The organism is Lactobacillus rizhaonensis (assembly GCF_036246345.1).
GTDB lineage: Bacteria > Bacillota > Bacilli > Lactobacillales > Lactobacillaceae > Lactobacillus > Lactobacillus rizhaonensis.
Map to the genome: position 1 here is coordinate 13,460 of NZ_BTTV01000002.1, position 13,342 is coordinate 26,801.

General features: G+C 34.6%; 13 protein-coding genes. 6 read left to right on the forward strand and 7 right to left on the reverse strand.

The genetic code is table 11. From position 1 onward, the window contains the following. Positions 1-306: 306 nt before the first annotated feature. The 4 genes from AAA915_RS03320 to AAA915_RS03335 all read left to right on the forward strand — a co-directional run bounded on the left by AAA915_RS03320 (position 307) and on the right by AAA915_RS03335 (position 5,724). Positions 307-1,308, forward strand: a complete 1,002-nt coding sequence (locus AAA915_RS03320) for a LacI family DNA-binding transcriptional regulator (protein WP_338199855.1) — start codon at positions 307-309, stop codon at positions 1,306-1,308. A gap of 203 nt (positions 1,309-1,511) precedes the next feature. Beyond that, complete coding sequence (locus AAA915_RS03325; protein ID WP_338199857.1) at positions 1,512-2,723, forward strand: MFS transporter; 1,212 nt, start codon at positions 1,512-1,514, stop codon at positions 2,721-2,723. Next, complete coding sequence (locus AAA915_RS03330; RefSeq protein WP_338199859.1) at positions 2,716-4,692, forward strand: alpha-amylase family protein; 1,977 nt, start codon at positions 2,716-2,718, stop codon at positions 4,690-4,692. Before AAA915_RS03325 ends, AAA915_RS03330 begins: the two co-directional genes overlap by 8 nt. 9 nt (positions 4,693-4,701) lie before the next feature. Beyond that, positions 4,702-5,724 (forward strand): alpha-L-fucosidase, encoded by a 1,023-nt coding sequence (locus AAA915_RS03335; protein ID WP_338199861.1) that lies wholly within the window; start codon positions 4,702-4,704, stop codon positions 5,722-5,724. An 81-nt stretch (positions 5,725-5,805) separates the two neighbouring features. On the opposite strand, the gene AAA915_RS03340 is transcribed toward AAA915_RS03335, so the two are convergent. The 5 genes from AAA915_RS03340 to AAA915_RS03360 all read right to left on the reverse strand — a co-directional run bounded on the left by AAA915_RS03340 (position 5,806) and on the right by AAA915_RS03360 (position 9,575). Continuing rightward, positions 5,806-6,036 (reverse strand): cytochrome b5 domain-containing protein, encoded by a 231-nt coding sequence (locus AAA915_RS03340; protein WP_294604678.1) that lies wholly within the window; start codon positions 6,034-6,036, stop codon positions 5,806-5,808. 80 nt (positions 6,037-6,116) lie between these two features. Next, positions 6,117-6,995, reverse strand: coding sequence for a lysophospholipid acyltransferase family protein (locus tag AAA915_RS03345; protein ID WP_338199864.1), 879 nt, complete (start codon positions 6,993-6,995; stop codon positions 6,117-6,119). Continuing rightward, positions 6,992-7,939, reverse strand: coding sequence for a glycosyltransferase family 8 protein (locus AAA915_RS03350; RefSeq protein WP_338199866.1), 948 nt, complete (start codon positions 7,937-7,939; stop codon positions 6,992-6,994). Before AAA915_RS03350 ends, AAA915_RS03345 begins: the two co-directional genes overlap by 4 nt. Positions 7,940-7,960: 21 nt before the next feature. After that, entirely contained in the window at positions 7,961-8,800 is an 840-nt protein-coding gene (locus AAA915_RS03355; protein WP_294604670.1) for a glycosyltransferase, read from the reverse strand. Positions 8,801-8,810: 10 nt separating this feature from the next. Then, entirely contained in the window at positions 8,811-9,575 is a 765-nt protein-coding gene (locus AAA915_RS03360) for a lysophospholipid acyltransferase family protein (protein ID WP_338199869.1), read from the reverse strand. Positions 9,576-9,903: 328 nt separating this feature from the next. Here AAA915_RS03360 and deoC point away from each other — a divergent pair, with 328 nt between their 5' ends. Next, complete coding sequence (gene deoC / locus AAA915_RS03365) at positions 9,904-10,611, forward strand: deoxyribose-phosphate aldolase (protein ID WP_338199871.1); 708 nt, start codon at positions 9,904-9,906, stop codon at positions 10,609-10,611. Positions 10,612-10,720: 109 nt separating this feature from the next. Next, positions 10,721-11,440 carry a GntR family transcriptional regulator gene (locus AAA915_RS03370; protein ID WP_338199873.1) on the forward strand — a complete coding sequence of 240 codons (720 nt, stop codon included), beginning with the start codon at positions 10,721-10,723 and terminating at the stop codon, positions 11,438-11,440. Between the two features lie 54 nt (positions 11,441-11,494). Here the strand turns inward: AAA915_RS03370 and AAA915_RS03375 are convergent, their stop codons facing one another. After that, positions 11,495-12,223 (reverse strand): DUF4097 family beta strand repeat-containing protein, encoded by a 729-nt coding sequence (locus tag AAA915_RS03375; protein WP_338199875.1) that lies wholly within the window; start codon positions 12,221-12,223, stop codon positions 11,495-11,497. Positions 12,224-12,539: 316 nt separating this feature from the next. Continuing rightward, complete coding sequence (locus AAA915_RS03380) at positions 12,540-13,280, reverse strand: DUF4097 family beta strand repeat-containing protein (RefSeq protein ID WP_338199876.1); 741 nt, start codon at positions 13,278-13,280, stop codon at positions 12,540-12,542. Positions 13,281-13,342 lie beyond the last annotated feature (62 nt).

Sequence of the window (13,342 nt, forward strand, 5' to 3'; positions counted from 1 at the left end):
AATAGTATTAAAAAGCTAACTTTATAAGAATATAAAGTTAGCTTTTTGTGTACAAATTTTATTTTGAATAGTAAAATTCGAAATAACTAAGTCGCTTTATATATTAAGATTTTTTATTTTATTTTATATGTAACTAAGTAATATTATAATGTCTATTTTTTGTGAGACAGTACAAGAGTACAATTATCAAGAGAAGTAATTTGAAAGCATATTCAAACTTTAAATGATAAAATGTTTAGAGCAAAAGAATACTATTTTATTGTAAATCATTAAACTTTTAAAATAAATGTAAGGAGAGATCATCAGTTGGCTACAATTCGTGATGTTGCGAAAGAGGCAGGTGTGTCTTTAGGTACTGTTTCGCGCTATTTGAATGGGTATACTCTAAAAAAAGCAAATATGGAAAAAATTGCTGCAGCGATTAAGAAGCTTGATTTCAAGCAAAATTATTTAGCAAAGGGTTTAAAAACAAAGAAAAGTCATGCAATCGGTGTTGTCGTAAACGCCCTAACAGATATTTTTGCTGCATCCATAGTCACTTCTTTAGAAGACCTTTTGGAAAAAAATAACTATGAATTGATAATTGCTGATTATAAAAACAATATAAAATTGCTAAACGAAAAGCTTAAATTTCTGTACTCAAGGAATGTAGATGGCATAGTTCTATTTCATGTTGAACAAGCCGTGCCCATATTAAAAGAATTTCGGAAGAAAAAGATTCCGGTAGTAGCTGTTGATACTCCTATATCTGGATTTGAGTGCGATACAGTACTGCTGGATAATTATCATGCTTCAGTTGAAGCTGTCAAATCTCTTTATCAAGTTGGACACCGGCAGATCGGTTTTATATCTGGAGGACAACAAGGATATGTTGGTTCTGAAAGATTACACGGTTATGTTGATGCAATGAAAAAATACGGTATTTTTGACCGCGAATTAATAGCGGGTGGCAGCTCATTTAAAGATGCAAGCTATGATGCTACTTTAGACTTACTCAATAATAACCAACAAATAACGGCATTATATTCGTCTAATTATTATATGACAATAGGGGCTATACAAGCAATAAATGAAATGAACCTCAGAATTCCCACGGATATTTCGTTTATTGGCTTTGATGACTATGATATTTCTACAGTGATAAAACCACAGCTAACTGTTGTGGCACAGCCAGTTGTAAAAATAGGTCGAGAAATTGGAAAAATAATTTTGCAAAAAATTGCCAATCCTGCTGACTTAGCCTACCAAACCAAATTTTTCAAAGCCAAAATTGTTTGGCGAGATTCTGTTATGAATAAAAATATTTAAGAAAGCGATTGCAATTAATTTCAAAAAGTAATATTATGATTGTGTAATTGAACCGGTTCAATTATTAAAAACTTTTAATTACATACATCAATTTGGGGTTCATTTTCGTAATATATAGTATTATTCTTGAGTGAACATTATATTTTATTACAAAAATGAACCGGTTTAAAAAAGTTTTGTTTAATTAAGTAAGGAGAAATTTTATGGATGACAAAAGTGTTATTCAGCAGAGTAAAAAACTGATGATAGCGATCATGGGTATTTCTCTGGTTTTATCTACTTCAGGAGCAATTAGTGGTACTATTCCCTTAATGGAAAAACATTTTGCTAACATGCCGACTTCTACTGTAGAGTTGATTGTTACTATTCCAAGCTTCTCAGGAATTTTTATTCCGTTGCTTGCTGGTTTTATTGAAAAAGTTACTGGTAAAAAATTGTTGGCACTGTTAGGACTAGGTATCACTGCAATCTGTGGTGTTATTCCAGTATTTACCGGTAATTATTGGTTGATTTTATTTTCCAGAATAATGGTTGGAGTGGGGATCTCTCTACTTACACCATTAAGTGTTTCATATATCACAGATATTTATGATGAAAAAAGAGCTAATGAGCTTTTAGGTTATAGAAACTCTTTTATTAATATTGGCAGTACCGTTTTACTCTTTTTAGCTGGTTATCTGATAAAACTTGGTTGGCATTCTGCCTACTGGGTATTTGCTCTGGCTGTTATTCCTTTCGTAATGACTTTGGTCTGGATACCCAAGCGCTTTGATAATTACAGTGTTACTGTTGGCGAAGATGTCGATCAGCAAAAGATTAAGCAGACAACTAATTGGCAAATAATTGGCTATGCGATTTTGTTTGGCATTATGCAAATTAGTTATATGGGAATTAGTCTTAAAATTCCAAGCTACATTGTTAATAATCATATTGGTGACAGTAGTACTGGAAGCTTTATTTTAAGCTTACTACCAATTGCAGCTATTGTTTCCGGGCTACTTTATAAATACATTTATCATGTATGGCAGAAAAATACTACTGCGTTTAGTGCTACTATTGCTGGCCTTGCATTAGGAGCCACACTATTTTTACGCAATTCCTACTTAATTGGCGCTTGTATTATGATTTCCGGCTTTTTCTGGGGCATTATGAATCCTCATATGACTGAATTGTTTGCTCTTAGTTCGCCAAAGGGCTCAATGACATTGAGTACTTCCATAGTTATCTTTGGCATTAATATCGGTGGAACGTTTGCTCCATTTATCTTCCAATTTTTAGGATCTTTATTCCATAACTATAGCCCTGAAATGGGTCTGATCATTTCAGCACTTATTTGGATTATTTTTGGTGTGGTATTTTTGATTGTAAATTTGATGTTAGCTAATAAAGCTAAAGGAGACAATAAAGATGCGTAAAAGAACTGTTCACTTAGATTTTCACACTAGTCCGTATGTTAAAGTTGGTGAAAAATTTGACAGTCATGAGTTTGCTCAAACGCTAAAAAAGGCTCATGTCAACTCCATAACTTGTTTTGCTCGGGATCATCATGGGTATCTCTGGTATAATTCTAAAAACCATCCTGAAATGATTCATCCAGGACTAGTCAATCATAACTTGCTCGAAGAACAAATTAAAGCTTGTCATGAATTAGGAATAAAAGTTCCTATTTATTCTACCTGCCAATGGGATGAATATTGCATGTTAAATCACCCAGAATGGCTTTGTCGGGATCCTGAAGGCAATAGAATTAATATGGGTGATGAAAAGCCTAATTTTAATGATGTTTTATGTTTAAATAGCGATTATCGTCATTATTTGTTCGACCATGTTAACGATGTGATAGACAGTATTGGAGCGGAGAACATTGATGGTTTCTTCTTTGATATTTTCTTCTTGGTGCCATGCGATTGCAAACATTGCAGAAAAGAAATGGCTCGCCTAGGTATTGATCACACAATTGAAAGTGAACGCGTGCGGTATTGTCATTTAATGCTAAAAGAATTTAAACGTGAAATGACTAGTTTAATTCATAAACGGGTTAAGAATGCTACTATTTTTTATAATGGTTCTCATGTTGGACCTTATATTAAAACTTCACTGCGTTACTACTCACATCTTGAAATAGAAAGTCTTCCTGGTGGAAACTGGGGCTACGATAATTTCCCTCTAGTAGACAGATATGCTAGAACACTGGGTAAAGATATTATCGGTATGACTGGAAAGTTTCATACATCATGGGGTGATTTTCAATCCTTTAAAAATAAAGAAGCTTTGGAATATGAAGTTTTCCAAATGTTATCTTTTGGTGCGGGTTGTTCAATCGGTGACCAATTACATCCTAGTGGTCAATTATCTCCTGCCACTTATGAATTAATTGGCCATGTGTATAAAACTGTAGAACAATTAGAACCAGAACTTGAAAATACAATTCCTTTAGCCGAAATTGCCGTAGTTACTCCGGAAAGCATATGGGACAACGGCATGACTCTAGATGAATCCCTTATTGGAGCCAACCGGGTACTTGATGAACTGGGATATCAATTTAATATCATAGACTTAGAAGCAGATTTTTCACAATATAAATTGCTGATTCTGCCAGACAAAATTAAAGCTACCCCAGAAAGTTTTGCTAAACTGCAAAACTATGTCAAAAATGGTGGCAAGGTACTGTTGTCCTACCAGTCAATGGATCAGGGAGTTTACGCTGAAAACCCTCTGACTGGTAATTTAATGGAAGGTCACTCATTCTGGGATCGCGATTATATATATCCTAATTCACAAATAGGACGTAATTTGCCACAAGAAGAACATGTTATGTATGAGCAGGGAATGGCTGTTGAACCAATTAGTTCAAAAGTCATTTTAGAGACACGTGAACCCTACTTTAACCGTGAAGGTAAATATTATTACGGTCATAAACATGCTCCTTCCACAGGCAAAAAGGGTGTACCAGCAGCTACTCAAAAAGGAAACTGCATTTACTTTTCACACCCTGTTTTCAAGATATATCGTGACTATGCTCCTCGGTGGGTGAAAGAAATTATCTCTGATGCTTTGAACATATTACTTCCAGATCGGTATGTTGTTAAGCCAGAAGATAAGCCAAGTCTGTCAGCACAGTTACATTACTCATCAAATGAAAACAAGTTTTTGTTACACCTATTAGATTATCCTCTAAAGAAGAATGCGGTTAATTTATATACTATTGATGAACGGACACAGTTGATAAATCAAAAGTTTACAGTTTTAGTAGGAAACAGAAAAGTTAAAAAAGTTGAGCTTATAAGGCAAAATCAGGAAATTGCTTTTCAGCAAGATGATACCAAAGTTAGCTTTACGGTTCCCAAAATTGACGGCTATGAGATTGTAAAAATACAATGTTAGGAGAAGTATATGACTAAAAGTAATAATATTGAATGGTTCAAAAATGCTAAATATGGCATGATGATTCATTGGGGATTATATTCTCTTCTTGCTGGTGAATATGAAGGAAAATCTTCAAGTTATTATGCCGAATGGATTCAATCTAAATTGCAAATACCTATTGTTAAGTATCGCCAACTTGCAACGGCTTTTAACCCGATTTATTTTGATGCTGATAAGATTGTAGCATTTGCTAAAAATTGTGGTATGAAGTATCTAGTAGTAACTACCAAACATCATGATGGTTTTGCAATGTATCATTCTCAAGTAGACCCATATAACGTTTATGACGCGACACCTTTTCATAGAGATGTAATCGGAGAATTAGCAAAGGCTTGTCAAAAGGCGGGTTTGAAATTTGGCCTTTATTATTCGCAAGACTTAGACTGGCATGAACCTAACGGTGGTGGCTACCTTTCAAATGATATCGAATCAGCTGGTACTACTTGGGATAACAGCTGGGATTTTCCGCAGAAAAACAAGAACTTTGCACAGTGTTTTAATGACAAAATCATCCCCCAAATTAAGGAAATAATGAGTAATTACGGTGAGATAGCTACAGCTTGGTTTGATGTACCAATGACTTTGACTGAAGCACAGAGTCAGGAAGTATACGACACGGTTAAAAAACTACAGCCAAACTGTTTGATCAATTCCCGTCTTGGTAACGGTAAATATGATTATGTTTCACTTGGTGATAATGAAATTCCAAGTGACAAAGAAGAAAACCAGCAAAATGTTGATTATAATTCAATTGAAGGATTTAAGCCGTCTCCTTATGGTTTATATGAGACGGCTGGTACAATTAATGATTCTTGGGGCTTTTCGTATCGCGATCAAAATTGGAAATCTCCTGCAACAATTTACCAGTATCGCAAGCACTTAAATAGCTTGGGAATCAATTATCTTTTAAATGTTGGACTTGATGGTTTAGGCAGAATTCCTTTACCTGCACAAGAAAATATTGCTGCTGCAGCTAAATTAGCCGAATAATATTAAAACTTAAATAGTAAGATGCAAAAGAGCCTAACTTTCGTAATTTGAAAGTTAGGCTCTTTTTACTTATTTATCTAATTAGTCTTCGTAAGTGCCAACCTTTTTCAGTTTACCTAGAACACTTTCACCATGAGGTGATTGTCCTATAGCAACTGTTAAATCACGGCCGGCTAGATTGCCATGGTGCTGACCATCAGTCCAGTGAGGATTGCCGGTTACATCATAAACAACACCCTTAATAGCAACATAGGCTGGATTGCCATTTTTGCCATCATATTTTGCTAAAGACTCTTTTGTAAATTTTTCCATTGGAAATATCCCCTTTCCAAATACACTTACTTATTGTCAGCTTAATTATAGTCGCAAAAAACTTACAAGTCTAACTTTTATTACAGTCTTTTTTTATAATTAAAGCGCCAGCCGGCAATGTCCCAAGGGGTAAAAGTCAGATCCAACTTACGCTGGTAAGCCTTTTCATAAGCCGCAACTTTTTGCTGATAATCACATGCCTTCATCTTCTTGGAATTTTCATTGGCACTTAGTTTAACGTCTGGAAAAATTGGTGGTAAAACGTGGACTACATATTTTGTTTTATAAAAATTAGGATGATCTTTTTCTAGCTTATCGATTGTTTGAATTTCAATAAAAGTAGAAATGACTGGGACATTTTGCTTAGCCGCAAAATAGTACGCGCCCCGTTTTAATTCACGTGGTTTGCGGTAATTCCACCACATTTCCTGTTCAGGATAGATTAAAACCCAGTTGTTTTGCTCTAAAGCATCATGAAGGTGACGAGGAAACTCGTTACCGACATAGCTAGGAGTTTCTATTAAGGGAATAGTGCCCACATAGTTCATTAGATAACATAAGATTCCCGGTAATTTCAAATTAGTATCTTCAATGGCAATTTTCAATGAATGATGAGCTTTATTTGCTAAATGCTTAATAGGAAGAGAATCAATTTGATTAAAATGATTGGCAGTAATAATTGCCCCGCCTTGAGGTAAATCAGCCAGGTTTTCAAGTCCAGTAAATGTGGTCGATGATGTCAAAATATGCATCAAAGTATTGAAAAGCAAGTGACCAATTCGATCGTTTATTTTTCCCTTGACAGTTTTTTGTTCATGCCAAAAATTGTTGACTAATTCTTTACTCTCCTTAATAGATAATACAGGATCACCAACCTCAACTTTGGCATGCCAGTCCTCATTAGCAACAGCATCTTTAATATTTTGAATTACTTGTTCACGATTGTCACCGATAATCATAAACTAACAGGTCCTTGTTTTTTTACATTAGCCCAGTTATGAGGGTCATTAATGGTCTTGTCTTCTTTGGCCAACATATGATCTAATTTATGTCTGTCTTCATCACGCTGTTTATCAGTGTAATTATTTAATTCAGCTAATAAATCATTGTAAAACTTAGTTTCTTTGGCACTATTCCAAAAATAGTCTTCATATTGAACCTTTTGAAAATGCCAAGGTTTAAAGAAAAGATTGTAGTGAATTAAACTGGGATTAGCAAGGGGCTCAGTATTGTCATTTGGCATTGCATCCCATTTGGGATCTAAATGTAAAATTCTCTTGTCGCCAATTTCATTTAAGTAGTCTTGATCAGGAGCGATACAGTCAAAATGATATTTTTTAAGCAGATCCATAAAATGGTCAATAAAGTGTTCGTCACGAAAGGCTTTGCAGTTTAAAACCAGCATTCCGGAATTGATATATTTTTTAGGATCAAGAACTAACACTTCTTTAATATACTTAACCATTTTTGTCACATATTGAATTGATGAGTCTGTACAAGCAGCAAAGAGATTGTTCCCCAGCTCAGTGTCATACAGTTTGCCAATATCATCGTTAACGATTGTGTCGCTGTCGATATAAATAGCCTTATCGTATTGTGGAAACAGGTCAGGAATAAATAAGCGGTAAAAAATGGACATGGTAAAAAAGTCAGCCCGCAAAAAGTTTTCACTACGATTTTGAATAGGAGCAACTATTTCATCATTAATATTAAAAAACTTAACGTGAACATTGCTAGTGCCTATTTCTTGTAGATCCTGTTTATGCTGTGCAGATAAATCCTGACTTAAAAAATAAACTGTATAGTCTTTATCAGCAGCGGCATTTTTAACCAAAGAATTGAGCGATACTGCCGCGTATTTTGTAAAGTCATCACTGATAGCATAAAAAACTGGAATTGTCATGTTGTAATTTTTCTCCAAACGTTATTTTTTTATTAAATTGCTTTTGACATTGAGATAATTAGTCAAAATGTCGTCATATTCATGCAATTTTAGCACTTTATGTACACGTTGAACATCCCACGGTTTAACCGTCAAGGTATGAAAGACAGGCCAAAAGCGAAAACTCGTAGTAAAGTGTTGGATTACAGTATCTGGCTGCAATTTATACTGTTCATTATAACGCCTGGGAGCAATTTTCTTTTCTCGCGCATAACGGTTAAGTGCAGTTTGATCCGGCATTAAAACTGTTCTGGTTTGTAAGAGGTGCCGAACGCGAGCAAATAAGTTGGTTTTCCTGATTTCAGGCAGATTAAGCAGTAAAACGCCGGAATTAACGTAATCAAGCACTTTGTGTTCGTGCAAGTTGTGAAAAAAGAAGCGACCCCAATAATCAAGAACACCGACAAATTCAGTTCCAGTTAGATCCTGCTGGTAAAAACTGACTAAACTGCGTCTGACAATCACGTCAGCATCAAGATATAATATTTTATTTGGCAGCTGTGGTATTTCATCGGCAAAAAGTCTGAGCATAGCATAGGGAGTAAAATGAGTACTCATATTTGCTATGAGAGGTTCTCTGACAAATAAACCAGTGCAGTCCATCAATTTTAAAGTGTTTTGGGGATTTTGCTTTACTAAAAGTGATTTGATGTAATCAGCCGCTTGCTTACTAAAAGGCTGAAATTTTTTATGATAACTTTGAGTATACATTGTTAGGATGTATATATGGAGTTCTTGGGCACCACTGTTTTTCAATAATGAAAGGGTAGCGATAAGAATGCCATCTTCGGCGTTATGGTCACCGCAAAAAAGAATATTCATTGAGAACTCCTTAATTTATTTTTTGGTACGTGCAATATTCATAATTACTTTTTAAGGCACGTTTTTGCATTGCGTGATAAATTTCCTGGTGCAACTTTTCTTGTGCCTGCTTTTTACCAATGTGTAAATCCGGGTAAAAAGGACCGTCTATATATACAATTATGTTCGGCCTTTTACCCCATTTGGGTTTAGTATAAGTTGTAGTCATAGTAAAACTGGCGACGCCAAGTGTAACAGGAAAGTGCATACTGGTTGCTGGAAAAGGCCTGATTTTGGTGTAGTAAGGCCAAACGTGAGCTTCAGGATAGATGACAACTACTTTTTTAGACTTAATAACAGTAGCTACTGCCTTAATTAGTTTACCAGATTGCTGTAAGTTCTGACCCACAGGAAGCCCAAAATAAGGCAAAACGAATTTGCCTATAACAGGGATGCCCCAGTTTGACTGTGCCCCAATAGCATAATAATTTTTGGTCGGAATAACACTAAGCGGCAAAACCACGTCACCAAAGGCTTGGGTATGGTTGCCATAGATAAAGTAGCCCTGATTTGCCGCAGCTTGCAGTTTATCTTTGCCAACTATCTTTACCCTTAAAACCAACTTAATATAGATTATACTAATTATGTGTCCTAATGGACGTACAATTTTTGCCCAAACTTTTCCACCTAATGAATGGGGAAATATATTATAGTTATTTGGCAAATGATAATCCTGGCTCTGGCTAACTACCAAATCATCAGTTAAATGATGATAAAAGTATTTTTGCTTACCCATGAAACCCTTCTTTCGATAATGCCATTAAGTAATTTTATCATGAATCTTATGATATTAAAAAGGGTGCGATACAGGTACTTGCCATAATTTATAATCTAAAAAATGTATTTATATAATGCTCATAAGGGTAATTATTTTTCTAGCTGTGTAATCAATATGCTATATAAGAAGTGGCCGTATAAATATAATAATTTGTAAATACATATTTATTAATGTTGTTTTCTGTTGATTGCATTATAATATAATTAACAATTGTAATAATGGTTAATTAACAGGATGAGCTATTACTCTTAAATTTATATTATGTAAACACAAAAGGAGAATAACAATGAAATATACAATAGATGATTTTGCGCGACTAATTGATCATACCAACTTACACGCGGATGCAACCGAAGAAGACATGAAAAAGCTTTGTGATGAAGCTAAAAAATATCATTTTAAGATGGTAGCAATTAATGAAGTTCAATCTGAATTTTGTGCCCAGCAATTAAAGGGGACGGATATTGATACTGGGGCTGCAATCAGCTTTCCCTTGGGACAAACTACAATAGCTTGTAAATTGGCAGAAACTAAAGATGCATTACAAAATGGTGCTAATGAGATTGATTATGTTGTTAATTTAACGCAAGTACGAGCTCATAATTGGTCTTATATCGAAGATGAAATGTTTCAAATGGTTAAATTGTGCCATGATCATCATGTACCATGTAAGGTCATTTTTGAAACCTGCTACTTGACTAAAGCTGAAATTAAGCAGCTAGCTTTGATTGCTAAAAAGGTGAAACCAGATTTTGTCAAGACTTCAACTGGCTTTGGTACTGCTGGCGCAAAAGTAGAAGATGTTAAGCTGATGAAGGAAAATGTTGGTCCTGATGTTAAAGTCAAAGCAGCAGGGGGAATCCGTAATACTGATGATTTCTTGGCAATGATTGCAGCTGGCGCCGAACGTATAGGCACCAGTTCAGGCGTAAAAATTATTGAAACTCTTAAACAACGATTTGAAAAAGATGGTATCAACGCAATTGAAATTTAAATAAAAAGTCAGTGTAAAAAAAGTAACAGTTAACTCTTTACACTGGCTTTTTGCATGGTATATTATTTTTATAATGACATAATTAGTAATGTGAAAGTGATGGAATAAATTGGCAGAAAAAGCACTCCCTAAATACCAAGTAATTGCCAATGATCTTTTGAATAAAATTCAAACTGGTTTTTACCCGCAAAATACAATTATTCCACCGGAAACTGCATTAGCGGATAAATATCAAGTGAGCAGGCCAACAATGCGGCAAGCAATTTCATTGTTAGTTAATCAAGGTTATCTGGAGCGAAAGCGTAAGCGAGGGACACTAGTTAAAAAGGTTAAGATTGAGCAAGAATTTACCCATTTGATTGAAAGCTATAGTGCAGAAATGAGCGCTAAGGGTATCTATCCTAAAACTAATCTACTATACTTTGATGAAGAAAAAGCTACACCCGAAGTAAGCAAAAATTTACAGCTGCCTGAGAAAGCACCGGTTTTTAAATTAGTGCGGCTGCGCTATGCTAATGATCAACCGATTGTTTTAGTTACAACTTATGTGCCTAAACAGAGGATACCTGAATTGATTAATTATAATTTTGCCCAGGAATCTTTATATAGTACTCTTGAAAAATACCATTTAAAAGTTACGCGGGTGGTTCGGAGATTGGAAGTAATAGAAGCTGACGAAACTACCGCTAACTTATTAAACATTGCAGTAAATAAGCCGGTGTTCTACTTTCACACTCGAGGACTAACAAGGGATGAACGGCCAATTGAATATTCGATTGCCAAATATCGAGGAGATATTAACTCGTTTATAATTGATGTTCAGCGCTAATCTTTGCATTAAAAAAGTCTTACCTTTGCCTGAATAGGTTAAGGTAAGACTTTTTTATACAATTTTGATTGAGCCCGCTCCACACTGAACAGTTACTTGGTTTTGATCGTCACCTGGGCAATAAAAGCTCCGGCCTTCTCTATTACCGTGAAAATATATTGTCCCGACATCAGCAGATAAATCATAACCTATATTAGTATTATTGTCGTCAATCATTTTAAATGATCCGCTAGAGAGTATGAATTGACTTTTTCCTTGTAAATTATCAATTTTAACCGAACCAGCAGAAAGTTTTGCTTTTAGGTTTATATTGCAGTTGTTGATTGACAAACTGCCTGTTTCTAGATTAAGCTTTGCATCTTCAGTTATTGTGACGTTGAGCAATTTTGTTGAACCGGCTTCATTTTTCAATTTAAACTGTTGCATATTAAGGTCAGATAAAAAAACACTTCCAGCATGTTCATTTGCTTGCAGTGTGTTAAGCGGTGCATCCTCTGGAATAGTAACTATTATTTTATTTATTTTGAAAGAATAATTGAAAGTAAAACTATGAGAATTATGTCCTTTTTCACGAATAAATAAAGTTTGTTCTTTAACTTCAGCAGTTACATAGTCTTTGTCATTACCACAAATTGTTACATGATAATTTGTTCCAGAATGAATATCAATGCTAAAGGCATAAAGATCTATTATGATGTTGGTAAATGAGGATAGGTCAATTTCATGTGGTTCAGGATCTGGTTTATTTTGAAAGTCAAGTGAACCATTAAAATTAATTTTCATTGTAATTTTCTTTCTTTAATCTAGGCTTAATATTATATTTGGTAAATACTAGCACCGCAACTTGATTTAGTCAATATAGGAATAAAAATAACAGATTTTTATTCTTATATTTATTTTAATGTGACAAAAGCTTCCAACTCAAAACTTTTGGAATTTTTAATTAATAACTATATCGCCGTATCCACTTGTAATTTTAAGCAAAGGTAAACCCTTTAATTTTTTAGAAAAGTGTTTGCGATGATTATTGCCATGAAAGTCAAGATCATCATGCGAAGCCGATTGAAAGCTGGTAACTGATCTTAGGAGACCTGCTTATTTATTGAATTTTGATTGAGCCAACCGAGCTGATAGCAGTTAATTGATTGGCACTACCTTCATGCTTGTAAAAATGCTTATCCATTCTACTGTCGTGGAAATAAATTGAGCCTAAAGTAGTAGATAAATCATAATCAGTCTGATCATCTCTAGCGTCTAACATTTTTAGTGATCCGGCAGCCAGTTGAAAGTGGTTTTTTCCTTGTAAACCTTTGATCTTGACAGATCCAGCAGCTAGATTTGCATTAGAATTCATCTTACACTGGTAGATATCTAAATTACCCGCATCTAAACGTATTTTAGCATCGTTTTGAATCGTGACGTCCTGTAATTTTAAGGATCCAGCATTTGCTCTGACATCAAGTTTCTGCATATTCAGGCCACTCAAATTAAGTCTACCGGAAAAGTCGTTTATTCGTACCTCATTGAGCACGGCAGTCTGGGGAACCGTAATTGTCATTTTATATTCGGCTTTGCAAATATAAATTTTTTTCTGATTATTCTGAGGATAATGAGGCTTTTGCTCACGAATAAAAAGAGTTTGTTCTGCCACACTAATTTTCATGCGATCAGGATTAATGTCATGAGTTGATATATGAAAATCAGCGCCCACTTGAACAGTAACATTAGCAACATATGTTTTGGCATCTATGTTGCTAAAATTTTCTAAATCAATTTCTTGTGATTCTACTTTTTCATCTTCAAATTCTTGATCAAAGTCTCCGTCAATATGTATTTCCATAATTAAGCTATCTCTTATCTTTTAACACTAATTTAATTTTTTCCTTATGATATCATGCTAGT

Coding starts and splice junctions, on each gene's coding strand:
- AAA915_RS03360 (WP_338199869.1), bottom strand. CDS start 9,575: ATGGGTAAGCAAAAATACTTTTATCATCATTTAACTGATGATTTGGTA.
- AAA915_RS03330 (WP_338199859.1), top strand. CDS start 2,716: ATGCGTAAAAGAACTGTTCACTTAGATTTTCACACTAGTCCGTATGTT.
- AAA915_RS03345 (WP_338199864.1), bottom strand. CDS start 6,995: ATGATTATCGGTGACAATCGTGAACAAGTAATTCAAAATATTAAAGAT.
- AAA915_RS03340 (WP_294604678.1), bottom strand. CDS start 6,036: ATGGAAAAATTTACAAAAGAGTCTTTAGCAAAATATGATGGCAAAAAT.
- AAA915_RS03375 (WP_338199875.1), bottom strand. CDS start 12,223: ATGAAAATTAATTTTAATGGTTCACTTGACTTTCAAAATAAACCAGAT.
- AAA915_RS03380 (WP_338199876.1), bottom strand. CDS start 13,280: ATGGAAATACATATTGACGGAGACTTTGATCAAGAATTTGAAGATGAA.
- AAA915_RS03350 (WP_338199866.1), bottom strand. CDS start 7,939: ATGACAATTCCAGTTTTTTATGCTATCAGTGATGACTTTACAAAATAC.
- AAA915_RS03335 (WP_338199861.1), top strand. CDS start 4,702: ATGACTAAAAGTAATAATATTGAATGGTTCAAAAATGCTAAATATGGC.
- AAA915_RS03325 (WP_338199857.1), top strand. CDS start 1,512: ATGGATGACAAAAGTGTTATTCAGCAGAGTAAAAAACTGATGATAGCG.
- deoC (WP_338199871.1), top strand. CDS start 9,904: ATGAAATATACAATAGATGATTTTGCGCGACTAATTGATCATACCAAC.
- AAA915_RS03355 (WP_294604670.1), bottom strand. CDS start 8,800: ATGAATATTCTTTTTTGCGGTGACCATAACGCCGAAGATGGCATTCTT.